General features: G+C 72.3%; 22 protein-coding genes. 13 read left to right on the forward strand and 9 right to left on the reverse strand.

Going from position 1 to position 21,646, the window contains the following annotated elements:
• Positions 1-232: 232 nt before the first annotated feature.
• The 3 genes from DEJ09_RS15055 (at position 233) to DEJ09_RS15065 (ending at position 2,882) form a co-directional block, all read left to right on the forward strand.
• A complete protein-coding gene (locus DEJ09_RS15055; protein WP_111089118.1) occupies positions 233-1,192 on the forward strand; it encodes a hypothetical protein in 960 nt (319 codons plus the stop codon).
• Positions 1,193-1,288: 96 nt separating this feature from the next.
• A complete protein-coding gene (locus tag DEJ09_RS15060; RefSeq protein WP_111089119.1) occupies positions 1,289-2,029 on the forward strand; it encodes a histidine phosphatase family protein in 741 nt (246 codons plus the stop codon).
• Positions 2,019-2,882, forward strand: coding sequence for an NAD(P)H-hydrate dehydratase (locus DEJ09_RS15065; protein ID WP_111029028.1), 864 nt, complete (start codon positions 2,019-2,021; stop codon positions 2,880-2,882). The genes DEJ09_RS15060 and DEJ09_RS15065 overlap by 11 nt, the downstream gene beginning before the upstream one ends.
• A gap of 124 nt (positions 2,883-3,006) precedes the next feature.
• Here DEJ09_RS15065 and DEJ09_RS15070 read toward each other — a convergent pair whose 3' ends face one another.
• Positions 3,007-3,444: a YdeI/OmpD-associated family protein gene (locus tag DEJ09_RS15070; RefSeq protein ID WP_111089120.1), complete on the reverse strand. Its 438-nt coding sequence runs from the start codon at positions 3,442-3,444 to the stop codon at positions 3,007-3,009.
• A 184-nt stretch (positions 3,445-3,628) separates the two neighbouring features.
• Here DEJ09_RS15070 and DEJ09_RS15075 point away from each other — a divergent pair, with 184 nt between their 5' ends.
• From DEJ09_RS15075 to DEJ09_RS15090, 4 genes are read left to right on the forward strand one after another with little or no spacing between them, the layout of a single operon-like run.
• Positions 3,629-4,771 (forward strand): ABC transporter substrate-binding protein, encoded by a 1,143-nt coding sequence (locus tag DEJ09_RS15075; protein ID WP_111089121.1) that lies wholly within the window; start codon positions 3,629-3,631, stop codon positions 4,769-4,771.
• Between the two features lie 5 nt (positions 4,772-4,776).
• The gene (locus DEJ09_RS15080) at positions 4,777-5,781 is read left to right on the forward strand and encodes an ABC transporter permease subunit (RefSeq protein ID WP_258373923.1); all 1,005 of its coding nucleotides are present in this window, start codon (positions 4,777-4,779) and stop codon (positions 5,779-5,781) included.
• Positions 5,778-6,692 carry an ABC transporter permease gene (locus DEJ09_RS15085; RefSeq protein WP_084740745.1) on the forward strand — a complete coding sequence of 305 codons (915 nt, stop codon included), beginning with the start codon at positions 5,778-5,780 and terminating at the stop codon, positions 6,690-6,692. The genes DEJ09_RS15080 and DEJ09_RS15085 overlap by 4 nt, the downstream gene beginning before the upstream one ends.
• Positions 6,689-7,759 carry an ABC transporter ATP-binding protein gene (locus tag DEJ09_RS15090; protein WP_111089123.1) on the forward strand — a complete coding sequence of 357 codons (1,071 nt, stop codon included), beginning with the start codon at positions 6,689-6,691 and terminating at the stop codon, positions 7,757-7,759. Before DEJ09_RS15085 ends, DEJ09_RS15090 begins: the two co-directional genes overlap by 4 nt.
• A 173-nt stretch (positions 7,760-7,932) precedes the next feature.
• On the opposite strand, the gene DEJ09_RS15095 is transcribed toward DEJ09_RS15090, so the two are convergent.
• The gene (locus DEJ09_RS15095; protein ID WP_111089124.1) at positions 7,933-8,412 is read right to left on the reverse strand and encodes an NUDIX domain-containing protein; all 480 of its coding nucleotides are present in this window, start codon (positions 8,410-8,412) and stop codon (positions 7,933-7,935) included.
• Positions 8,413-8,472: 60 nt separating this feature from the next.
• On the opposite strand from DEJ09_RS15095, the gene nagB reads away from it, so the two are divergent.
• Positions 8,473-9,258: a glucosamine-6-phosphate deaminase gene (gene nagB / locus DEJ09_RS15100; RefSeq protein ID WP_110895274.1), complete on the forward strand. Its 786-nt coding sequence runs from the start codon at positions 8,473-8,475 to the stop codon at positions 9,256-9,258.
• A gap of 15 nt (positions 9,259-9,273) precedes the next feature.
• Here the strand turns inward: nagB and DEJ09_RS15105 are convergent, their stop codons facing one another.
• Both DEJ09_RS15105 and DEJ09_RS15110 read right to left on the reverse strand, forming a co-directional pair.
• Positions 9,274-10,449, reverse strand: a complete 1,176-nt coding sequence (locus DEJ09_RS15105; protein ID WP_111089125.1) for a MalY/PatB family protein — start codon at positions 10,447-10,449, stop codon at positions 9,274-9,276.
• Between the two features lie 44 nt (positions 10,450-10,493).
• Positions 10,494-11,066 carry a TetR/AcrR family transcriptional regulator gene (locus tag DEJ09_RS15110; RefSeq protein ID WP_111089126.1) on the reverse strand — a complete coding sequence of 191 codons (573 nt, stop codon included), beginning with the start codon at positions 11,064-11,066 and terminating at the stop codon, positions 10,494-10,496.
• A gap of 78 nt (positions 11,067-11,144) precedes the next feature.
• Between DEJ09_RS15110 and DEJ09_RS15115 the strand changes: the two genes are divergently transcribed.
• The 5 genes from DEJ09_RS15115 (at position 11,145) to DEJ09_RS15135 (ending at position 17,345) form a co-directional block, all read left to right on the forward strand.
• Positions 11,145-12,035: an SDR family NAD(P)-dependent oxidoreductase gene (locus DEJ09_RS15115; RefSeq protein WP_111089127.1), complete on the forward strand. Its 891-nt coding sequence runs from the start codon at positions 11,145-11,147 to the stop codon at positions 12,033-12,035.
• 101 nt (positions 12,036-12,136) lie between these two features.
• Entirely contained in the window at positions 12,137-14,584 is a 2,448-nt protein-coding gene (locus tag DEJ09_RS15120; protein ID WP_258373924.1) for a GH92 family glycosyl hydrolase, read from the forward strand.
• Between the two features lie 67 nt (positions 14,585-14,651).
• Positions 14,652-14,930 carry a hypothetical protein gene (locus DEJ09_RS15125; protein WP_111089129.1) on the forward strand — a complete coding sequence of 93 codons (279 nt, stop codon included), beginning with the start codon at positions 14,652-14,654 and terminating at the stop codon, positions 14,928-14,930.
• Complete coding sequence (locus tag DEJ09_RS15130) at positions 14,927-16,798, forward strand: alpha/beta hydrolase (RefSeq protein WP_111089130.1); 1,872 nt, start codon at positions 14,927-14,929, stop codon at positions 16,796-16,798. Before DEJ09_RS15125 ends, DEJ09_RS15130 begins: the two co-directional genes overlap by 4 nt.
• On the forward strand, positions 16,782-17,345 hold the full coding sequence (locus DEJ09_RS15135; RefSeq protein WP_258373925.1) for a hypothetical protein: 564 nt from the start codon (positions 16,782-16,784) through the stop codon (positions 17,343-17,345). The genes DEJ09_RS15130 and DEJ09_RS15135 overlap by 17 nt, the downstream gene beginning before the upstream one ends.
• A gap of 34 nt (positions 17,346-17,379) precedes the next feature.
• Here DEJ09_RS15135 and nagA read toward each other — a convergent pair whose 3' ends face one another.
• The 5 genes from nagA to DEJ09_RS15160 form a co-directional block, all read right to left on the reverse strand.
• Entirely contained in the window at positions 17,380-18,546 is a 1,167-nt protein-coding gene (nagA, locus tag DEJ09_RS15140) for an N-acetylglucosamine-6-phosphate deacetylase (protein WP_111089132.1), read from the reverse strand.
• Positions 18,543-18,950 (reverse strand): YrdB family protein, encoded by a 408-nt coding sequence (locus DEJ09_RS15145; RefSeq protein WP_084740750.1) that lies wholly within the window; start codon positions 18,948-18,950, stop codon positions 18,543-18,545. The genes nagA and DEJ09_RS15145 overlap by 4 nt, the downstream gene beginning before the upstream one ends.
• An 8-nt stretch (positions 18,951-18,958) precedes the next feature.
• Positions 18,959-19,819 carry a formyltetrahydrofolate deformylase gene (purU, locus tag DEJ09_RS15150; protein ID WP_110861849.1) on the reverse strand — a complete coding sequence of 287 codons (861 nt, stop codon included), beginning with the start codon at positions 19,817-19,819 and terminating at the stop codon, positions 18,959-18,961.
• Positions 19,820-19,946: 127 nt separating this feature from the next.
• Positions 19,947-20,159 carry a hypothetical protein gene (locus tag DEJ09_RS15155; RefSeq protein WP_111029042.1) on the reverse strand — a complete coding sequence of 71 codons (213 nt, stop codon included), beginning with the start codon at positions 20,157-20,159 and terminating at the stop codon, positions 19,947-19,949.
• A 107-nt stretch (positions 20,160-20,266) separates the two neighbouring features.
• Positions 20,267-21,628: an MFS transporter gene (locus DEJ09_RS15160; protein WP_220034949.1), complete on the reverse strand. Its 1,362-nt coding sequence runs from the start codon at positions 21,626-21,628 to the stop codon at positions 20,267-20,269.
• Positions 21,629-21,646 lie beyond the last annotated feature (18 nt).

The following is a 21,646-nucleotide window of genomic DNA, read 5'->3' on the forward strand; positions in this document are numbered from 1 at the left end:
GGGTGCGGGTGTGGGGTGCGGGCGCGGGCCGGGCCGGGTGGAATCGGGCGTAGGTGGTCGAATCGGGCGTACCTGGTCGGAACTTCTGGCCAGGTATGCCCGATTTCGTTTGGCATCGCGGCCGTTCTGGGAAGGAACGTCTCCCCTCCACAACCGTCCAGGCCTGGAGGCCCGTCCACAGTTCCCGACATCGGCCTCCGGAACGGATGGCCGGTCCGGCATCGTCACGTGCATGAACGAGTCGCTGCCCATCCTCCGAGCCTCCGCCATGCACGAGGCCGGCCTCGACGCCACCACCCTGCGCCGCCGGACCCGGACCCAGGGTGTCGGCCGCCTGGTCCGGGTCGGACCGAACGCCTTCGTCGACGGTGCCGCGTGGGACGCCGCCGGGCCTCGTCAGCGGTACGTCACCCGGGTCTTCGCGCGGCTCGGTCGACTCGGCACGCGGGCGACGGCCTCGCACCTGTCCGCGGCGGCCCTGCACGGCCTCCCAGCGCTCGGCGGGTGGGACGTCCCGGTGCACGCGACGGTGCCCGAGTCGATGTACCGGGGCCGGAGCGCCGAGCTGGTCCTGCACACGAGACCCGTCGGCCGGGGCGAACGGGCCACGGTCGGTGCGATCGCGGTCACCTCCGTCCCCCGGACCGTCGTCGACGTGGCGATGACCGGCGACCTGCGGGCGGGCGTCGTCATCGCGGACGCCGCACTGCGACGTGGGTTCGACGACGCCGACCTCCGACGAGCGGTTCCTCCGAAGGCCCGCGCCCGAGCCCTGGCGCAGCAGGTGCTCGACCTGGCCGATGCTCGCTCCGGGTCACCGGCCGAGTCGCTCGCTCGGGTCGTGTTCCGGGAGCTCGGGCTTCCGGACCCGGTGCTGCAGCAGGAGTTCGTCGTCGACGGACGTCGGTCCACAGTCGACTTCTGGTTCCCGGACCACGGGGTCATCGTCGAGATCGACGGGCGGGCCAAGTACTCCCAGGAGCGCTACCTGGGCGGCCGGAGTCCGACCGAGGTGTTCCTCGACGAGAAGCGGCGGCACGGTCGGTTGCTCACCGTGCCGGGTGTGCGGACGATCATCCGGCTCGAGTGGCGAGACCTGTTCGACCTCGATGCGCTGGCGCTGCGACTCCGGGCGGCGGGGCTCCCGTGTGCCGTCCGACCGGTCCGGAGCGCTCGGCTCCGTACGGGGTGACCGTCCGGCGCCGCGCGGGGTGACCCTCCGGCGCCGCGCGGAGTGACCGTCCGGCGCCGGTGAACCGGCACAGCACGCTCTGGCTAGCGTGGCGGCATGGCAGTGCAGGAGATCTGGCTCGTCCGTCACGGCGAATCGGTCGCGAACGTCGCAGCGGCTCGGGCCGAAGCCGCGGGCGACGACGTGATCGACGTCGAGTTCCGGGACGCCGACGTCCCGCTCAGCCCGCTCGGCACCGATCAGTCCCGTGCCCTCGGCCAGGAGCTCGCCGACCGCGGGATCGACGACGTCCCCGTCGCGCTGTGGGTGTCGCCGTACCTCCGTGCGCAGCAGACGATCGCGATCGCGCTCGAGGCAGCCGGCATCACCGAACCCGAGAAGCGGGTGGACGAGCGGCTGCGCGACCGTGAACTCGGCGTCCTCGACCTACTGACCCTGCAGGGCGTCCGCAACCGGTACCCGGACGAGGAACGCCGGCGGCAGTGGCTCGGCAAGTACTACCACCGGCCGGCGGGCGGGGAGTCGTGGGCGGACGTGATGCTCCGGCTCCGGTCGCTCCTCGGCGATGTCGAGCGGGTCGACGGCGCCGAGCGCCTGGTGATCGCCGCGCACGACGCCGTGGTGATGCTCGCCGTCGCGGTGTGCCTCGACCTCGACGAGCCGGCGCTCATGGAGTTCGCCCGGACCCACGCCGTCGCGAACGCCTCCCTCACCCGACTCCGTCGTGATGATGCCGGATCGCCGTGGGTGCTCGAGGAGTTCTCCTCCATCGGACACCTGGACGACGACGAGGTCACCCAGCACACCGGCCGGAAGGACGACGAACATGTCCACTGAACCCGTCACCCCGAACTTCCTGCGGGACTGGCCACTGCCCGAACCCGGTGCCGGCAAGTACGGCCGCGGGCAGGTGCTCATCGTCGGCGGCGCCGCTCGGACCCCCGGCGCCGCGATGCTCTCCGCGCTCGCCGCACTCCGCGTCGGCGCCGGTCGACTCACCCTGGCGGTCGGCCGGAGCGTCGCGAACGAGGTCGCGGTCGCCGTGCCCGAGTCCGGGGTCGAACCCCTCGACGAGGACCAGGACGGACACATCGCCGTCGGTGCGATCGAGGGCATCGCGGACAGCGCCTCGAGCGCCGATGCCGTGCTTGTCGGGCCGGGGCTCGACGAGCCGGACGGTTCGCGTGACCTCGTGGCCGGGCTCGCCGACGTCGTCGGTCCGCAGACCACCGTCGTGCTCGACGCCTTCGCCCTCGGGGTGGCTGCCGACGTGCGGGACCGCCTCGAACCGCTGCGTGGACGGCTCGTGATGACGCCGAACTCCGGCGAGGCCGAACGCCTGCTCGGGCGGGAGTGCAGCGACGACGACGTGGCCGACGCCGTGGCGATCGCGAACCGCTTCGGAGCGGTCGTGGCCCTCGGCGACGCCATCGCCACACCGCAGGGCCGGGCGTGGCTCAAGGGCACCGGCTCCGGCGGTCTCGGCACGAGTGGCAGTGGCGACGTGCTGTCCGGTGCGGTCACCGGGCTGCTCGCCCGCGGCGCCGATCCGGCACAGGCCGTGGCGTGGGCGTCCTACGTGCACGCTGCCGCGGGTGACCGACTCGCGGTGCAGGTCGGGCCGCTCGGGTACCTGGCGAGCGAACTCGTCACCGAGATCCCGCGGGTCCTGGTCGAGCTCGGGGCCTGAGCGCGCCCGTTCTTTCCCAGAACGCCCGCGATACCTAGCGTTTTCGGGCATACCTGGCGAGAACTTCCGACCAGGTACGCCCGAATCGACCAGGTACGCCCGGAACGACCAGGCCGCCCGACCCCTACCCCCGCAGCGACTCCACGGCCTTCGCGATCCGCCGGGCCCGGGTCTCCGGGGCCCTCGCCTGCGTGACCGGGTCGGCGAGCGCCCGCTGCCGTGAGTTCGACAGGGTGTCGAACGCCGCACGCACGCCGGCCTCCTGCAGCGCGGCGGCCAGGTCCTCCGGCAGGTCGACGGTCCGGGGCAGGGTGTCGACCTCGAGCGAGACCTCGACGGTGTCCCCGGCGGCGATCCCGGCGGCCGCACGGTGCGAGGCCGACAGCGGCACCAGGAACTGCCCGTCCATGACCCCGACGGTGGACCGGTAGGTGTAGCCCCGGTGGATCGTGACGACCACCGCGGGGCGCTTGCCGGATCCGAGTGCCTCGATGACGGACTCCGGGACGGGGAGTCCGGTCGCCGTCTTCCGCGCTTGCAGGACCGTCGTCGTGAACCGCATCCGTGCCTCCAGGCCTGGTGTGGGCGCGACCCTGCGCCCAGAACGAGCAAAGCGTACAGCCGCACCCGCTGTTCCGCCGTCGTTCACCACCGGAGCACGGGCCGGAAACCGGCCGCGTCCACGATCGAGCAGAACCCGGACACCCGGTCCCCGCAGCACCTTCCCCCACCCGAAAGGCCCACCCGTGCAGCACAAGCGCACCCTGGCCGGCATCGCCCTGGCCGCCGCCGCAGTCGTCACCCTCGCCGGATGCTCCTCGACGAGCTCCGCCAGCACGAGCAAGGGCGACGCCGACTGGAAGACCACCACCAGCGCCGAGTCCGCCGGCGGCATGGACGCCCTGGTCAAGGCCGCCAAGGCCGAGGGCCAGCTCAACGTCATCACGCTCCCGCCGACGTGGGCCAACTACGGCAAGATCATCGACGGCTTCACCAAGAAGTACGGCATCAAGATCAACTCCGCGAACCCGAACGGCTCGAGCGCCGACGAGGTCGCCGCGGTCAAGTCGCAGAAGGGCCAGTCCACCGCCCCCGACGTGCTCGACCTCGGCAACGCCGTGCTGCAGGAGAACCTCGACCTGTTCGCCGACTACAAGGTCGCGAACTGGGACGACATCCCCACGAACCTGAAGGACGAGGACGGCGCCTGGACGCGCGACTACACCGGCCTGATGTCGATCGGGTACGACTCGTCGAAGATCTCCGACGCCCCGAAGGACATGACGGACCTGCTCGGCTCCGAGTACAAGGGCAAGGTCTCGATCGGGGGCGACCCGACGCAGGCGAACCAGGCCGCGTCCGCGGTGTACCTGGCGGCGCTGGAGAACGGCGGCTCGGCCGACGACATCACCAAGGGCGTCGACTTCTTCGGCAAGCTCAAGCAGGCCGGCAACTTCCAGAACGTGCTGCCGACGCAGGCCACCGTCGCCTCGGGTGAGACCCCGGTCGTCGTCCAGTGGTCGTACAACAACCTGGCCTGGGGCCCGGCGGCGGGCGCGAGTGGCAACCAGGACTGGAAGACCGTCGTCCCGAAGGGGCAGGCGCTCGGGTCGTACTACTCGCAGGCCATCAACAAGGACGCCCCGCACCCCGCGGCCGCCCGCCTGTGGGAGGAGTACATCGCCAGCCCCGAGGTCCAGAACCTGTACCTGCAGGCCGGCGCCTTCCCGTCCACCCTCGCCGCGCTGACGAAGTCGGGCAAGGTCGACCAGGACGCCCTCGACGCCGCCGGTGGCGCACCGAAGGACTACGTCGAGCTGACCGACGCGCAGGTCGCCGACGCCGCCAAGGTGCTCAAGGCCAAGTGGTCCTCGACGATGGGGTCCTGAGCAGCATGACCACCGCATCGGCAGACGCGCCCGCGGCGAGCGGCGCAGCCGCGACCGACGCCGCACCGGCGACGAGCGCGACGAGCGCGACGAGCCCCGTGCGCCCGACGTCCGCACGAGCGTCCGCCGATGCCGACCGCCGCGGCGCCGGACCCCGTGTCCGGCGCCGCGTCGGCCTCGCCTGGCTGGGGCTGACGCCCTTCGCCGCCTACGTCCTGCTGTTCCTCGCCGTCCCTGCCGTGATCGCGATCGGCAGCGGTTTCTTCGACGGCTCCGGAGCCTTCACGTTCGCGAACCTCGCGGCCTTCGCCGACCCGTCCGTGCTGCGGGCGTTCGGCGGGTCGTTCGGCCTGTCCGCCGCCTCCGCGGTCATCGGTGCCGTGCTCGGCGCGGTCGTCTGCTGGGCGCTCTCGGCACTGCGGCCGGACGGACTGGTCCGGTCGATGATCGACTCGGCGGCGAGCGTCCTCGCCCAGTTCGGCGGGGTCATGCTCGCGTTCGCGTTCATCGCCACGATCGGCGTGCAAGGCCTCGTCACGACGTGGTTGGTCACGGTCTTCCACGTCGACCTCAACGCGGACGGCGCCTTCCTCTACACGGTGCCCGGGCTCGTGATCCCCTACGTCTACTTCCAGGTGCCGCTCATGGTCCTCACGTTCATGCCCGCCCTCGAGGGCGTCAAGGCCCAGTGGGGCGAGGCCGCCGCGACCCTCGGCGCCTCGCGCCTGACGTACTGGCGCCGGATCGCGTTGCCGGTCCTGGCGCCGGCGTTCTGGGGGTCGCTCCTGCTGCTCTTCGCGAACGGCTTCTCGTCGTTCGCCACCGCCGCGGCCCTCATCTCCCAGGGCGGCATCGTGCCGCTGACGATCCGCACGCAGCTCACCAGCGAGACGCTCGCAGGGTTACAGAACGTCGCCGGGGTGCTCGCCTTCGGCATGGTCGTCGTGATGGCGGTCGTGATGGGCGCGTACTCGCTGCTGCAGCGCCGTGCCGCGAGGTGGCAGCGATGAGCGCGGCGGCCCCGGTCCGTCCGGTCCGCCCGGCGAAGCCGGTTCGGCTCGGAGGCCCGTCCCGCGTCCGCCGCTTCGGCACGGCCCCGTCCCGTGGTGCGGCAGCGATCGTGCTCACCGTGATCGGGCTCCTGTTCGCCGTGCCGCTGGTCGCCCTGCTGCAGTTCACCTTCCGGCAGGGCACCGACGGCGGGCTCACCTTCGCGCACTGGGCGGCGATCGGTGACCCGGCCAACGCGTTCACCTACCAGCCGGTGTTCGACGGGCTCGGGGCGTCGCTGCTCATCGCCGTGATCACCGTCGGGATCGTGCTGCTCGTGCTGCTGCCCGCCCAGATCATCACCGCGCTCCGCTACCCCAGGCTCCGGAGCGTCCTGGAGTTCGTCTGCATCGTGCCGATCACCGTGCCGGTCGTGGTGCTCGTCGTCGGGTTCATCCCCGTGTACCAGGTCGTCTCGCAGGTCTTCGGGTCCGGCTCCTGGACGCTGGCGTTCGCGATCGGGATCATCACGCTGCCGTTCGCGTTCCGCCCGATCGCCGCTGCCATCACCGCGACGGACCTGATCGTCCTGTCCGAGGCGGCCCGCTCACTCGGTGCCTCGTGGTGGACCGTCACCTGGCGCGTGCTCCTGCCGAACCTGCGCCGGGGCATCACCGCCGCGTGCTTCCTCACGATCACCGTGGTCCTCGGCGAGTACACCCTCGCGGCGTTCCTCTCCCGCAGCACGTTCCAGACCGGGCTCGTGCTCGTGCAGGGGACCGACCCGTACGTCGCCGCGATCTTCTCGGTCGCCGCGCTCGCGTTCGGCTTCGTGCTGCTCGTCCTCATCGGCCGCATCGGAACCCGTCGCACGGGCCGCGTCCGCCGCACCCGCACCACCCGTCGTCCCCGCCTCGAGGAGTCCGCATGACCGTCACCGCTCCGGCAGCCCCGGCGTCCCTCGCCACCACCGGTGCCGTCGTCGAACTCCACGCCGTCGAGAAGCACTACGGCGCACACCGTGCACTCGCCGGACTGTCCCTCCGTGTCGAGCCGGGGGAGTTCGTGTCACTGCTCGGCCCATCCGGTTGCGGCAAGACGACGGCGCTCCGCGCGCTGGCGGGCCTCGAGGCCATCGACGCCGGCTCGATCCGCATCGACGGCCAGGACGTCGCCGACACCCCGGTCAACAAGCGCGACATCGGCATGGTGTTCCAGCAGTACTCGCTGTTCCCGCACATGACGGTGCGGCAGAACGTCGCCTTCGGCCTCGAGATGCGCCAGGTCCCCGCCGCAGAGCGCAAGAGCCGCGTGGTCGAGGCCCTCGACATGGTCCGCCTCGGCGAGTTCGCCGAGCGGTACCCGCACCAGCTCTCCGGCGGGCAGCAGCAGCGCGTCGCCCTGGCCCGTGCCCTGGTCACCCGCCCCCGGGTGCTCCTGCTCGACGAGCCGCTGTCGGCCCTGGACGCGAAGGTCCGGGTGTCGCTGCGCGACGAGATCCGCCGCATCCAGAGCGACCTCGGCATCACCACCGTGTTCGTGACGCACGACCAAGAGGAGGCGCTCGCCGTCTCCGACCGGATCGCCGTGATGCAGGCGGGCGACATCGAGCAGGTCGGCACGCCCGAGGAGCTCTACCGCACCCCGTCGTCGGCCTTCACGGCGGACTTCGTCGGTCAGTCGAACCGGCTGCAGGGCGACCTGCGCGGGGGCGACGTCTTCGTGTACGGCTTCCGGGTGCCGGCTCTCGACTCCTCGGCTCCGGACGGGCCGGTGCTCGCCTACGTCCGGCCGGAGGACATCGCCTTCGCCCCCGAGGGCATCACCGGCACCGTCGTCACCTCGAGCTTCCTCGGGTCGATCCGCCGCACCACCGTCCGCCTGGACGACGACACCGTCGTGACCGTCCAGCACGAGGTCGGCGACCGCCGGGCCACCGGCGACCCCGTCGCCGTGCGCCTGCTCGGCGCACCGGTCGCGGTCGCGCCGCTCGCGTAGCTCCACCCCCCCGCGAAAGCGACAGATCGCGCTCGCGACCGCGCTCACCGTCGCGAAAGCGACAGATGGGCGCGGATGCTTCGCGGACTTCTGTCGCTTTGGCGGGGTGGGCGCGACCGACGGCGGACGGGAGGCCCGTGGCGGTCTGGCACCGCGCCTCCAGGCCGGTGGGGTCAGCGCTGGAAGCGCGTCTCGCGCTCGTCGGCCAGCCCTGCCTCGACGCGTGCCCGCATGTTCTCCGACATGTCGGGCAGGGCGTCGAGCCGAGCCCAGAACGCCTCGGTGTTCTCGCCGTCGGCGGGGTTCGGCGTGCCGGAGACGTACCGGCAGGCGAAGACCAGGTCGAGGTACTGCGACCGGTCGCCGTTCGGGTAGGTCATCTCGGGCAGCACCTGCACCCAGGCCAGGCGTTCGGCGACGGCGACGACGTCGGCTTCTTCCAGGACCTCGCGTTCGGCGGCGACGGCGGGCTCCTCGCCCGGGTCGACGATCCCGGTGACCGGCGTGTACGCGCCCGTGTCGGCCCGCCGCACCACGAGCAGTTCGCGATCGGTGCCGGAGCCGCGGGTCACGATGGCGCTCACGCCCGACAGCCAGAGCGGCGCCGTGCCGATCTTCTCGCGCAGGGACAGGACGAAGTCGGGGGTCGGCATGCCTCCACGCTACCCATGCGACCCCTGTCGCAGACTGGTCATGACCAGTAGGCTTGCCGTGTGGAGATCATCATCCTGCCCACGCCGGACGAGGTCGGTCGCGTCGCCGCGGCCAAGATCGCGTCCGTCGTCGCCAAGAAGCCGTCCGCCGTCATCGGTCTCGCCACCGGATCCAGCCCGCAGGGCATCTACACCGACCTGCAGCGCCGGGTGCAGGCTGGCGAGATCTCGTTCGCCGAGGCTCGTGGGTTCGCCCTCGACGAGTACGTCGGCATCCCGCTCGAGCACCCCGAGTCGTACGCGGCCGTGATCGCCCGCGACGTCGTGGCACCGCTCGGCTTCGACGCCTCGCGCGTGCGGGTGCCGGACGGCCGTGCCGCCGACCTGGAGTTCGCGGCCAAGGAGTACGACGCCGCGATCCGTGCCGCGGGCGGGATCGACGTGCAGATCCTCGGCATCGGGGCCAACGGCCACATCGGGTTCAACGAGCCGACCTCGTCGTTCGCCTCGCGCACCCGCATCAAGACCCTCGCGCCGTCGACCCGTGACGCGAACGCGCGCTTCTTCGACTCGCCCGAGCAGGTCCCGACGCACTGCATGACGCAGGGGCTCGGCACCATCCTCGAGGCCCGCGAGCTCGTCCTCGTCGCCCAGGGACCGTCGAAGGCCGCGGCCGTCGCCGCTGCGATCGAGGGGCCGCTCAGCTCCTTCGTGCCCGGTTCTGCCCTGCAGCTGCACGAGCACGCGACCGTCGTCGTCGACGAGGAAGCCGCCGCCGGGCTGCAGCTCGCCGACTACTACCGCTACACGTACGCGAACAAGCCGGCCTGGCAGCGGTTCGAGTAGGCGTCGGGCTCGGGCTCAGCCCCTGGCGGCTGCGGCGAGGCGGCTGAGCCCCTCGTCGAGGGTCTCCGCCGAGCACCCGAAGTTCAGCCGCGCGAAGCCCCGGCCCTGCCGTCCGAACGCCGGGCCGGAGCCGAGCGCAACCTTCGCCCGGTCGACGAGCTCCGCTGCGGGGTCGTCGCCCCACGGCAGCGCCCGCAGATCGAGCCACGCCAGGTACGACGCCTGCGGCTGCCGGTACTCGGCGCCGGGCAGCACGTCGCCGATCCGCTCGGCCAGGGTGCGCCGGTTCGCCGCGAGCTCGGTGAGCAGTGACGCCAGCCACGGCCCACCCTCGCTGAAGGCCGCCACGCTCGCCGTGTAGCCGAGGATGCCGGTGCGCTCGACGACCTCGGTCGGCAGGCCGTCGAACCAGGCGCGGGCCCGCTCCGAGGCGCCGATCATCATCGCGCACTTCGTGCCGGCGAGGTTCCAGGCCTTGCTCGCACTCGTCAGGGCGACGCCGAGCGACGCGGCCTCGGGGCAGGACTCCAGGAACGGCGTGAACACCGCGTCGGCGTGCACGAGCGGCGCGTGGATCTCGTCGGACACCACGACGGCGTCCCACTCGGCGGCCAGCTTCGCCAGTGCGACGAGCGACGCGCGGTCGTGCACCAGGCCGAGGGGGTTGTGCGGGTTGCAGAGCAGCACCGTGCGGGCTCCGTCGGCGAACGCCTGCGCGATGCCGTCGAGGTCCATCCGCCAGCCGGCCGTGGTGTCGAAGGGGTCGGCCGGGCCCGCGGGTGCGAGCAGCGGGACCTCGGTGACGGTGCCGCCGGCCTCGGACACGTACTCCCAGAACGGCGGGTACACGGGCGGCATGATGACGACCTGGTCGCCCGGCTCGATGACCCGGCGCAGCACCTCGACCGCCGCGACCGACACGTCCGTGGTGGTGCGGACCAGGTCGGGGTCGACCCGCCATGCCCACCGGCTCTCGGCGAAGTCGGCGAACGCCTCGGGCAGGGCCCGTCCGTGCCCGACGTACCCGGTGTCGCCGTTCGTCACCGCCGTGACCAGGGCGTCGCGGATCGGTTCGGCGAGCATGCTGTCCATCTCGGCGACGAACATGGGGAGCACGTCCGGCGGGTAGGCCGTGTACTTCTCGCTCGTGCGGGACCGGTACGCATCGAAGACGGACACCATGACGCTCATGCGCCCATCCTGACAGCGAGGCACGCGGGGCGCGAGGGTGGTGGTCAGGCCGGGCGGAGGCCCGCCAGCAGCACCTCGACGTAGCGCTCGGGGTCGTGCACCCGGGAGCCACCGGCGACGGCGGCTGCCCGCATCCCGCACAGCAGTCGTCGCAGGTCGTCCGCGTCGACGTCGGCACGCACGAGCCCCTCGGCCCGTGCCCGTGCGAGCAGCGCGTCGACGGACTCGACCAGGTCGCCCGCGAGCGCCGCGGTGTCGGCGCACGAGAAGCCGCCGTTCGTCAGCAGGTCGCCGAGGGCCGCGTCGTCGACCATGCTCCCGAACGCAGCCGTCACGACCCCCCGGAGCGCGTCCGCCGCGTCGGGCAGCGCGACGGCGACACGGACGAGGTCGAGCATGTCCTCGAGCGCATCGATCGCGAGTGCCTCGAGCAGGTGCTGCTGCGACGGGAAGTGCCGGTAGGCGGTCCCGACACCAACACCGGCCTCGTGTGCAACGGCGTTGAGGAGTGGCTGCTCGCCCCGCTCGACGAACGACCGGGCGACGTCGAGCAGCGCGGTCCGGTTGCGTTGCGCATCGGAGCGCAGCGCTTCCGGCCGGGCCATCGCGATCGTCATACGGACACTCTATCCGCTTGTGCTACCGTTCCGGATGGATCATCCGATTCCAGGCGACGAGTGAGCAGGAGACGACCAATGGACACCTTCGAGTGGGAACCGTCCGCGATGCCCGACCAGCGCGGCCAGACCGTGGTGGTCACCGGCGCGACCGGCGGACTCGGGCTGGTGGTCGCGACCCGACTCGCTGCCGCCGGAGCGCGCGTCATCGCGGCGGTCCGCAACCCCGACAAGGCGGCTCGCGTCCTGCCCGTCGGCCTGGAGGCGCGGGTCGTCGACACCGCGTCGGTCGCCTCGGTCACGGCGTTCGCCCGGCAGCTCGTGGCGGACGGCATCGTCGTGGACGCCCTCGTCAACAACGCCGGCGCGACGCTGGGCGCGTTCGGGTTGACCGACGAGGGCATCGAACGCACCTGGGCCACCAACGTCGTCGGCCCGGCCGTGCTCGCCGACGCGATGCTCCCGCTGCTCGGCGGACCGTCGCCCCGGGTCGTCCTCGTCGGGTCGAACCTGTCGCAGCGCACCCGCCGCGTGCCCGCACCGGGCGGGGTCGACGATCCGAGCGACTACTCGCAGCTCACCGTGTACACCGACTCGAAGACGGCGGCGACGGCGCTCGCGGTCGACCTCGGTGAGCGGCTCCGCGCGGCCGGCTCGGACGTCCGCTCGGTCATCGCACACCCCGGCATCGCGGCGACGGGGATGAACGACCAGGCCGAGACCCTCGCGCAGCGCCTCGGCGGCATGATCGCCCGCAGCATGGCCCGGACCGCGGAGGACGGCGCCCGCTCGACGCTCTGGTCGGCCACCGCGCCGGACGTCGCCGAGGGGGTGTTCGTCGGGCCGGCGCTGCGACGTGGTGACCGGCGGCTGCACGTCGTGCCCGTCCGCGGGGCCGCCACCGACCCGGTGTTCCGGCAGCGGGTCCGCACCTTCGTCGACGAGGTCGCCGCCCGCACCGTCGTCTGACCGGGCGGGGCCGGGCCCGTCGCCGAACCCGACGTGAACAGCGGGAGAGCGCTCGGTGACGCGGGCGGCGTCCCCCGTCCGAGGGGGCTAGCGTCACCGATGTGAACCGATCTCGCGTGCACCGTCGCCCGCTCGTCCGTCCGCTCCCGCTCGCCGCGGTGGCCACGATCGCCGCACTGCTGGGCACGGCGATCGTCGCCGCGCCGGCCGTGGCCTCGCCGTCGACGCAGGCCGGGCGCGCCGTCAGCGATCCCGCGCGGTACGTCGACCCCTTCATCGGCACGAGCAACAACGGCAACACCTGGCCCGGGGCCACCGCGCCGTTCGGCATGATGCAGTGGAGCCCCACGGGCACCGCGGGCGACCAGACGTCGACCCCGGTCGCGAACGGCTACTCGTACGACGTGAACCGGCTGCGCGGCTTCAGCCTGACGCACCTGAACGGTGCCGGGTGTGCTCCCGGGGCTGCCGGCGACGTGCCGATCATGCCGGTCACGACCCCGGTCACGACCTCGCCGTCCGCCGACTCGAAGGACGCCGTCTACGCCGCCGGGTACTCCCACGACCAGGAGTCCGCGAGCCCCGGCCGCTACGGCGTCACGCTCGACAACGGCGTCCGCACCGACCTGGCCGTGACCACCCGTGCCGGCGTCGGCGCGTTCACGTTCCCGGCCGGCAAGGACGCGAACCTGCTCTTCCGCACGTCGAACTCGATCAACGGCAGCGAGGCCGCGACCACCCGCGTCGACCCCCGCACCCGCACGGTCAGCGGCAGCGTCCTGACCGGCGGCTTCTGCAGCCGCCGCGCGAACGGTGGCGGCGCCACCAACCCGGACCGCCGCAGCTACTACCGCCTCTACTTCACCGCGACCTTCGACACGGCGTTCGCGAGCACCGGCACCTGGAAGGACGGCACGGTCCAGCCTGGAGGCACGTCCTCCTCCGGTGGGGAGGGGTACCTGACCGGCGCCGACCGCGCCGGACGCGGGTCCGGCGCGTGGGTCGGGTTCGATGCGCGTCGCGGAGCGACGGTGCAGGCGAAGATCGGCATCTCGTACGTGAGCGCAGCCGGTGCGGTCGCCAACCGTGACGGCGAGGTGACCGGGCGCTCGACCGTCGCCAGCGTGGCGGCCGGCACACGGGCCTCCTGGAACCGTGAACTGTCGCGCCTGCGCGTCGGTGGCGGCACGGCTGACCGGACCACCCAGCTGTACACGTCGGTCTACCACGCACTCATGCAGCCGAACACGCTGAACGACCGCGACGGGCGCTACCTCGGCCCGGACCTGCGGGTGCACCGGATGGACCGCGGACACCGGGCCGTCTACGGCACGTACTCCGGGTGGGACCAGTACCGGGCGCAGATCCAGCTGCTGGCGCTGCTGCGGCCGGACGTCGCCGGGGACATGGCGCAGTCGATGCTGCGGTTCGCCGAGCAGAACGGCGGCGTGTGGGACCGGTGGCTGCACCTCGGAGCGCCGACGCACGTGATGACCGGAGACCCCTCGGCCGCGACGCTCGCCACCTGGTACGCCATGGGCGTCCGGAACTTCGACGTCCGGGCCGCCTACGCCTCGCTCAAGCACCAGGCGACGGTCGAGAACGCGGACGCCGAGAGCGACATCGGGTGCCCGGGGCAGTGCCTGGCGCAGCGGCCCGCACTCGACGAGTACCTGGAGCGCCAGTACGCGGCGAACGACGACTGCTCCTGCTGGGGTGGTGCGGCCGAGACCCTCGAGGACTCGATCTCCGACAGCGCGCTCGGGTACTGGGCCGGTTCCCTCGGGCTGCGGTCGGACGCCCGGATGTTCGCGGAGCGGGGGACCTACTGGAAGAACACCTTCAACGCCGCCGTCGGGTACCAGGCTGCTCGTCAGGCCGACGGATCGTGGACGCCGGACTGGTCGCCCTCGACCGGCACCGGGTTCGCGCAGGGCACGAGCGCGCAGTACACCTGGCTCGTGCCGCAGGACGTGCAGGGGCTGTCGAGCGCGCTCGGCGGTGACGACGCCGCGACCGCTCGGCTCGACGACTTCTTCCACGACAGCACCGGTGCGTTCGCGGTGACCGGTGGAGACGCCACGAAGTTCGACCCGACGAACGAGCCCGACATCCACACGCCGTGGATGTACAACGCGCTCGGCAAGCCCTGGAAGACGCAGGAGACCGTGCGGCAGGTCGTGGATGACGCCTACTCGACCGGTCCCGGCGGCCTGCCGGGCAACGACGACCTCGGCACCATGAGCGCCTGGTACGTCTTCGCGTCGATCGGTCTGTTCCCGCAGACGCCCGGGCGAGCGGAGATGCTCATCGGCAGCCCGACGTTCAGCACGGTCGACATCCGGCGGTCGAGCGGCGAGCGGATCGTCATCCGGTCCTCGGGGACCGAGCCGTACGTGCAGGGCGCCCGGTTGAACGGGTGGACGCACGAGCGGTCCTGGGTGCCGGCGTCCTTCGTGACGCGGGGTGGAACGTTGTCCCTGCGGGTCGGGGACACGGCGGACACGAGCTGGGCGAGCGGCGAGCGGGGGCGCCCGATCGACCGCTGAACACTGCTTGACACACCGTACTTCAGCGGTGATATGTTGACCTCCTCGGGGAACACGAGGGGGCACCATGGGGGATCTGACGGTCGACCTGCCGACGGTGCAGGCGGTCGCACGAGCGGCGGGGCAGGCGGTCACCGACCTCCGCTCTGAGCGCCCGTTGTCCGGTTCGGACGGCGGTGCGTTCGGCTCGGGGGCGGTCGAGTCCGCGTTCGTCGCGTCGGCCAGGGCGCACGACGCGATGATCCGGTCCCTTGGTGACGACGCGGACACGCTGCGCGAGTACGTGACCGCCGCCGCCGAAGCGGTCCTGCGTGCGGATGCCGACCTCGCCCGGCGGGTCCGGTGAGCGCGGACCCGGTCGCGGGCGACCCGGACGGCATCCAGCGGATCGCCCGTCGGCACGACGACCACTCGGACGCGGTCCGTGACGGCGCCCGGCACGTGCTCGTCGCTGCGGAGCACGCGGCGTCCGGCTGGGCGGGGCGGGCGCAACAGCGGTTCCTCGTGACGGCGGCGGCGATGCCGGCGAGTGCCCAGCGCGTCGCGGCGCGGCTGGACGCGGCGTCGGCCGCACTCGCCACCTACGCGCGCCAGGTGCGGGAGATCCAGGACGACGCCGCGAGCCTGCAGACGACCCGGCGGAACACTGCGGACGACATCGCGGCCAACGAGCGGGCGATCCGCGATGCCACCGTGGTGGCGTCCGGACCGGATGCGGTCGAGTCGGACCGTGCGCTCCTGCAGCAGCTGGAGCGCAGCGGCGAGTGGTTGGCAGCGCTGGACGCTCGGCTGACGGCGCAGTGGGACGAGCTCGTCGCCCGCCGAGCCGCAGCCGACCGAGCGGCGTCCTCCGCGCTCGAGGACCGGTCGGTGCTCGGCAAGCTGGTCTCCGCCACGGTCGTGTCCGCGATGAGCGACGGGCAGTTCCTCACCTGGCTCGGCACCCTCGACCCGGAGACCGTCGCCGCGCTCGGTGACGACGCACGGGTCGCCAAGCGGCTCGCCGGAGTCGACCCTGCGCACGTGGCCGGGTGGTGGCAGGCGATGTCGGGCGTCGACGGTGTGCCGTCCGCGGTCCAGCGGGCGTTCGTCAAGGCGATGCCGGCGGTCATCGGCAACCTGAACGGTGTCGCCTCCTGGGCGCGGGCACGGGCGAACACGACGGTGTTGGCTGACCGGCTCGCACACGCGCGGAAGCAGGTCCGCCACTGGCGCGAGCGGCACGACGCCGCCCGGAACCCGGCCGAAGCGGCGACGGCACGGGAGCACTTGCTCGTCTGGGAACGGCAGCGCGACGCCTACCGGAACATCCAGGACACCCTCGCCACGACACCGGTCTCGCTGGTGGCACTCGTCGACGACCGTCCCCCGCTCGCGCAGATCGTCGCGGGTGACCTCGACCGTGCCACGCACGTCAGCGTCATCGTGCCGGGCATGAACACCGCGACGTACCAGGACGGCACGGTGCAGGACTACAGCGCGATCGCCATCGGCATGCGTGCTGCGCAGGTTCGGGTGTCCGGTGCCCGCGCGGGCGACGTGGCCGTCCTGTCCTGGATCGGCTACCACCCGCCGATGGCCGACGACCCGTCGTTCCGGTCCGTCCTGGCGAACGACCGCGCGCGAGCGGGCGCCGAGCGACTCGTCGCCGACCTCGACGGGTTCCACGCGGCACGAGCGGTCGCCGGGCGGGACGCCGACCTGACCGTCATGGGGCACTCCTACGGCACGACCGTGGCGACCATCGCCCTGACGAAGACCCACGCCGACCACGTGGTGCTGCTCGGCTCGGCCGGTGTGACGGACGCCGTACCGAACGCGTCCATGCTGCACGTGCCCGAGGGGCAGGTCTTCGCCAGCCAGGGCGCGAAGGACGGCTGGGCCGTCACCGGGCAGAACCTGTCCGGTCGGCGTGACCCGACCGAGTCCACGTGGGACGCGCACGCGTTCAGCTCCGAGACCGAGGGCCGTGGGTCGGACACCCTGCACGGCGTCACCCGCCACGGGCCGTACGACGGCGATGACGACGACGGCCGGTACTCGTACTTCGACAACGGGACCACCGCCCAGCACAACGCTGCACGAGCGGCGATGGGACACGGGGACGAGATCCCGGAGCGAGGCCGCCCCTTCGACCGGATGCGGCAGCAGACCAAGGACGACTGGCTCATGTACGGCTGGCAGACCGGGGGCACCGGTGACCCGACGCTCTGAACGGTCGTGGGCGGCACTCGCCGGACCCCTGGTGGTCACCGCACTCCTGACCGGGTGCACCGGCCCCGCCCCGGACTCCCCGATGCAGAAGGACACGTCGATGAACGTCGAACAGTCGCACCAGGACGTCCTGGACATCTTCGCCGCCGTGCGCTCGGTCGTCGGGCAGGACGGCTGGGGCGACGACGAACCCGCGTGGTTCATCTGCGGCACCGGCGACCAGGAAGCCGCCCAGTACTCGTACTCGGCCGCACGCAGGCTCCCGCTCCCGGGCACGCCCGACCAGGTCGCCCAGCGCGTCACGAAGGCGCTCGCTGCGATCGGGTACGACGGAGCCCGCGTGCAGCACGACGACACGCTGACGCCCGAGCGCACCGTCGTCAGCTACCCGAACGGCTACCTCGGTGGGACGGCAAGGGACGGTTTCGCCGTCCTGTTCCAGGCGTACGAGTCCCATGCGGACGTGTCCATCTACGGGCACTGCGTCCCGGGCCGGGCCCCACGGTTCGGTGAGCCCCTCAACCCCCGCCCGACCGACCTGCCGTGACGTGTCCGAGCGAGCCGTCTGCGCCGTGCGCGCTTCAGCGCAGCTCGCGCCCGCCGCCCCAGACGCGCTCGACCTCGAGCGACGGCGTCAGCGCCACCATGTCGGCGGCGAACCCCGGCGCCAGCCGACCCAGACGGTCGCCGAGCCCCAGCGCGCCGGCCGGCACGCTCGTCAGCGCCGCCACGGCCTCGGGCAGGGTCCGCCCGGCGAGCGAGACCGCGTTGCGGAGCGCCACGTCCTGCGTCAGCGTCGACCCCGCGATGGTCTCCGTCCCCGCCACGTGTGCGACGCCGTCGGTCACCGTGACGTCGAGCGACCCGAGCCGGTACGAGCCGTCCGCAGCGCCGGCGGCACCCATCGCATCGGTGATCAGCGCCACACGACCCGGCGTCGCCCGGAAGAGCGTGTCCGCCACGACCGGGTGCACGTGCACGGCGTCCAGGATGAGTTCGAGCGTCACGCGGTCGTCCGACACGGCGGCGCCGATCGGCCCCGGTGCGCGGTGGTGCAGCCCGGGCATCGCGTTGCAGGCGTGGGTCAGGATCGTCGCGCCGGCGTCGAACGCGGCCCGCGCCTGGTCGTACGTGCCGACCGTGTGGCCGACGGCGACCGTGACGCCGGCGTCGACGAAGCGGCGGACGGCGTCGAGCGCTCCGGGCAGCTCGGGCGCGATCGTGACCTGGCGGATGACACCCTCGCCCGCTTCGAGCAGGGCGTCGACCGCGGCGGGGGTCGGCTCGATCAGGAACGACTCGTTGTGGGCGCCCTTGTTGTGCGGGGACAGGAACGGTCCCTCCAGGTGCACGCCGAGCACGAGCGGGTCGGTCGCCATCACGGCGCGGACGTGGGCCAGCGACGCCGCGAGGGCGGGGACCGGGTTCGCGACGAGCGACAGGACGGAGCGGGTCGTGCCGTGCGAACGGTGCATCGCGAGCGAACGGTCGAACGAGTCGTCCTCGTACGCCTCGGTCGCCCCACCGTGCCCGTGCAGGTCCACGAAGCCGGGCGTCAGGACCGCGTCGCCCAGGTCGACGACCCGGTCGGCCACGGGGGCCTCGGGGCCGGAGCCGGTCGCGTGGATCGTGTCGCCGACGACCAGGACCCAGCCGTCGGCCGTGGTGCCGGCCGCGTCGACGACGCGGGCTGCGCGGACCAGCGTGCGCTGGGCCTCCTGGCCGGTCTGGAGGCCCGTGGTGCTCATGCGGTCTCCTTGCGGAACGCGATCACGCCGCTCAGGGCGGCGATCACGATGAAGACGATCCCGACAACCGGGTGGCCGATGGAGATCCAGGTCGCGCCTGCGGCGACGACCAGGGCGACCTCGACGATGGTCTTGCCGACGATGTCGGTCTCGATCGGGGAGCGCGGCGACCGGAAGAAGTACCAGACGACCGCGGCGAACAGCGGAGCCCCGACCATGAACAGGTAGCCGGGGAGCGGGAGCTGCCACGACCAGTAGCCCCAGAAGGCCAGGGACAGCAGGCCGAACACCATCACGGCGATCCGCAGGATCATCCAGGCCTCGAACCGCCGTCGCGGCTGCCGGACGGCTGCCGGGTCGGGGACCGATTCCCAGTCGACGGGGGACTGCGGGGCGTTGGTCATGGTGCTGCCTACTTGAAGATGATGGTGCGGGCGCCGTCGAGCAGGACGCGGTCCTCCGCGATCCAGCGCACCGCCTGGGTGAGCGTGCGGGACTCCTCGTCCTGCCCGATGGACACCAGCTCTGCCGGTTCCTTGGTGTGGTCGACGCGGACGACGTTCTGCTCGATGATCGGGCCCTCGTCGAGGTCGCTCGTCACGAAGTGCGCGGTCGCACCGATGAGCTTCACCCCGCGGGCATGCGCCTGCCGGTACGGGTTCGCGCCCTTGAAGCCGGGCAGGAACGAGTGGTGGATGTTCACGGCACGCCCCTCGAGTGCCGCGCAGAGTTCGGGCGACAGGATCTGCATGTAGCGGGCGAGGACGACGAGCTCGATGTCGTGCTCCTCCACCGCCTGCAGCACACGCCGTTCCATCTGCTCCTTCGACTCGGCGTCGGTGACCGGGCGGTGCTCGAACGGCACGGAGTAGAACGCGGCGAGCTCGGACAGGTCCGCGTGGTTCGACAGCACGAGGGGGACCTCGATCGGCAGCTGTCCGCCGCGCTGCCGGTAGAGCAGGTCGTTCAGGCAGTGGCCCGCCTTCGACACGAGCACGAGGGTGCGCAGCGGACGACCGACGACGTCGAGCTGGACGCGGGCGTCGTAGCGGGCGGCGACGGGGGCGAGTGCTGCCTCGAAGGCGGCGCGGTCCACCGGCGCCATCACCTGCAGGCGCATGAAGAACGTGTTCGTGTCGGCGCTCGAGAACTGCTGCGACTCGGTGATGTTGCCCTGGGCGGCGACGATCGCTCCGGAGACGGCGTGCACGATCCCGGGCTGGTCGTCGCAGACGAGCGTCAGGGTCCAGTGCGTGGGGGTCGGGTCGGTCACCGGATCAGGGTACCGGCCGCGGGGGAGGTGCTTCGTGAGCAGGAATGGTCGAGTGTGCCGCGGCGACTCGACCATTTGTGCTCACGAACCGTCAGTGGCGGGCGCGGCGGCGGTGGCGCGCCCGGCGTCAGCGCCGGCGCGCGAGCAGACGACGGACGAAGTAGACCTCCATGCACAGGGCCAGGACCGTCGCCGCGATGCCGATGCCGACGTACGCGGAGCCCCGGTCGGCGTTGACGATCGCCGCGATCGGGATGCCGATGCAGAGGATGCCGCAGATCACCACGTTCCAGATCGCGCCTGCCTTGGTGTCGCTGCTGAACCCGCCGCCGTTCGCCATGCCCGCGACGCTACCGGTCCGCGGGTGGCGAGGTGCTCCAGGACGTCCGGAGGCCGCCGAGTGAGCAGAAGACGTCGGGTGCGGGGGTGCGACCCGTCATCTTCTGCTCACTCGGCGTCGGGCGCGGGCGCGGCGGCGGCGCACCCGGCGTCGGCGTCCCGCAGGCGACGGTCGGCCAGGGTCAGCACGGTCAGGAGCACCGCGACGCCGAGGATCACCCACCCCAGCACGTGCAGGTCCGGCGTCGTTGGGGCCTGGCCGAACACGCCACCGATGAGCGAGGACGCCGCGATCGCCCCGATGTACACCGCGGTGCGCGACAGCCCGGCCGCGGTGCCGATGTACTCCGCGGGGACGAGCCGGTACAGCGCCGCCTGGTTCGACACCGACGCCAGGGCCTGCGGCACCCCGAACAGCGCCGGGGTCAGTGCGAGCAGGACGACGGGCGACCCGGTGTGCAGGAAGAGCAGGAGCACGCCACCGACGATCGGTACCAGCGCGGCGACGACGAGCGGCCCGCGGATCGCGGTCTTGCGTGCGACCACGAACGAGGCCACCCCGGCGACGATCGCGGCCGGCAGCTGGATGTAGCCGGCGACGTCGCTCGGGTAGCCCGCGACGTCCTGCACCCACTGGGAGAACCCGTAGGTCATCGTGTAGGCGAGCAGGTACGTCAGGAACAGGCGGCCGTACGTGCGGGACAACGCGCCGTTCCGGGCGAGCAGCCGCACGTCGACGAACGGTCGCACGGCCCGCAGCTCCCACGCGACCAGGGCGACGAGCAGCACGACGGCCACCGCGAGCAGCCACCACAGCCCGGCGGACAGGTCGAGCAGGAAGACGAGCAGCGCCGAGACGGTCCCGGTCATCAGCACCATGCCGAGCGGGTCGAGCGCCTGCAGCACCGGCAGGTCAGCGTCGTCCCGCGGGCGCAGCCGGTCGGACGGCAGCCAGAGCGTCGCCACGACGATGCCGAACACCGCGAGCGGCACGTTCACCAGGAAGATCGCGTGCCAGCCGAACGCGGCGATGAGCGCCCCGCCGAGCGGTGGGCCGGCGGCGGCGGACACGAGCGACGTGATCGACAGCGCCCCGAGCACGAGCGGCGGCGTCGGCTTCCCGATCCGGGCGGAGTGCTGCCGGAGGGTGGTGAGTGCCGCCGGGTACGCCGACGACGTCCCGATGCCGATGAGCACCCGGGCGAACACGGCCCCGCCGAACCCGGTCAGCACCTCGGGCACCACCCCGGCGATCCCGACGATGACGAGCCCGGTCAGGAACACCTTCTTCGGGCCGAACCGGTCGGCGAGCTTGCCCATCGTGGGCTGCGCGATCGCACTCGCCAGGTACAGGGCCGCGACGAGCCAGATCGCCTGCGCCGCACCGATGCCCAGGTCGCGGGAGATCGGGGTGAGGGCGACCGACACCATCGTGGTGTTGATCGGGTTGAGCAGGGGTCCGACGAGCACCGGGATGAGGAGCTTCGG

The organism is Curtobacterium sp. MCLR17_055, from assembly GCF_003234305.1.
Lineage (GTDB): Bacteria > Actinomycetota > Actinomycetes > Actinomycetales > Microbacteriaceae > Curtobacterium > Curtobacterium flaccumfaciens.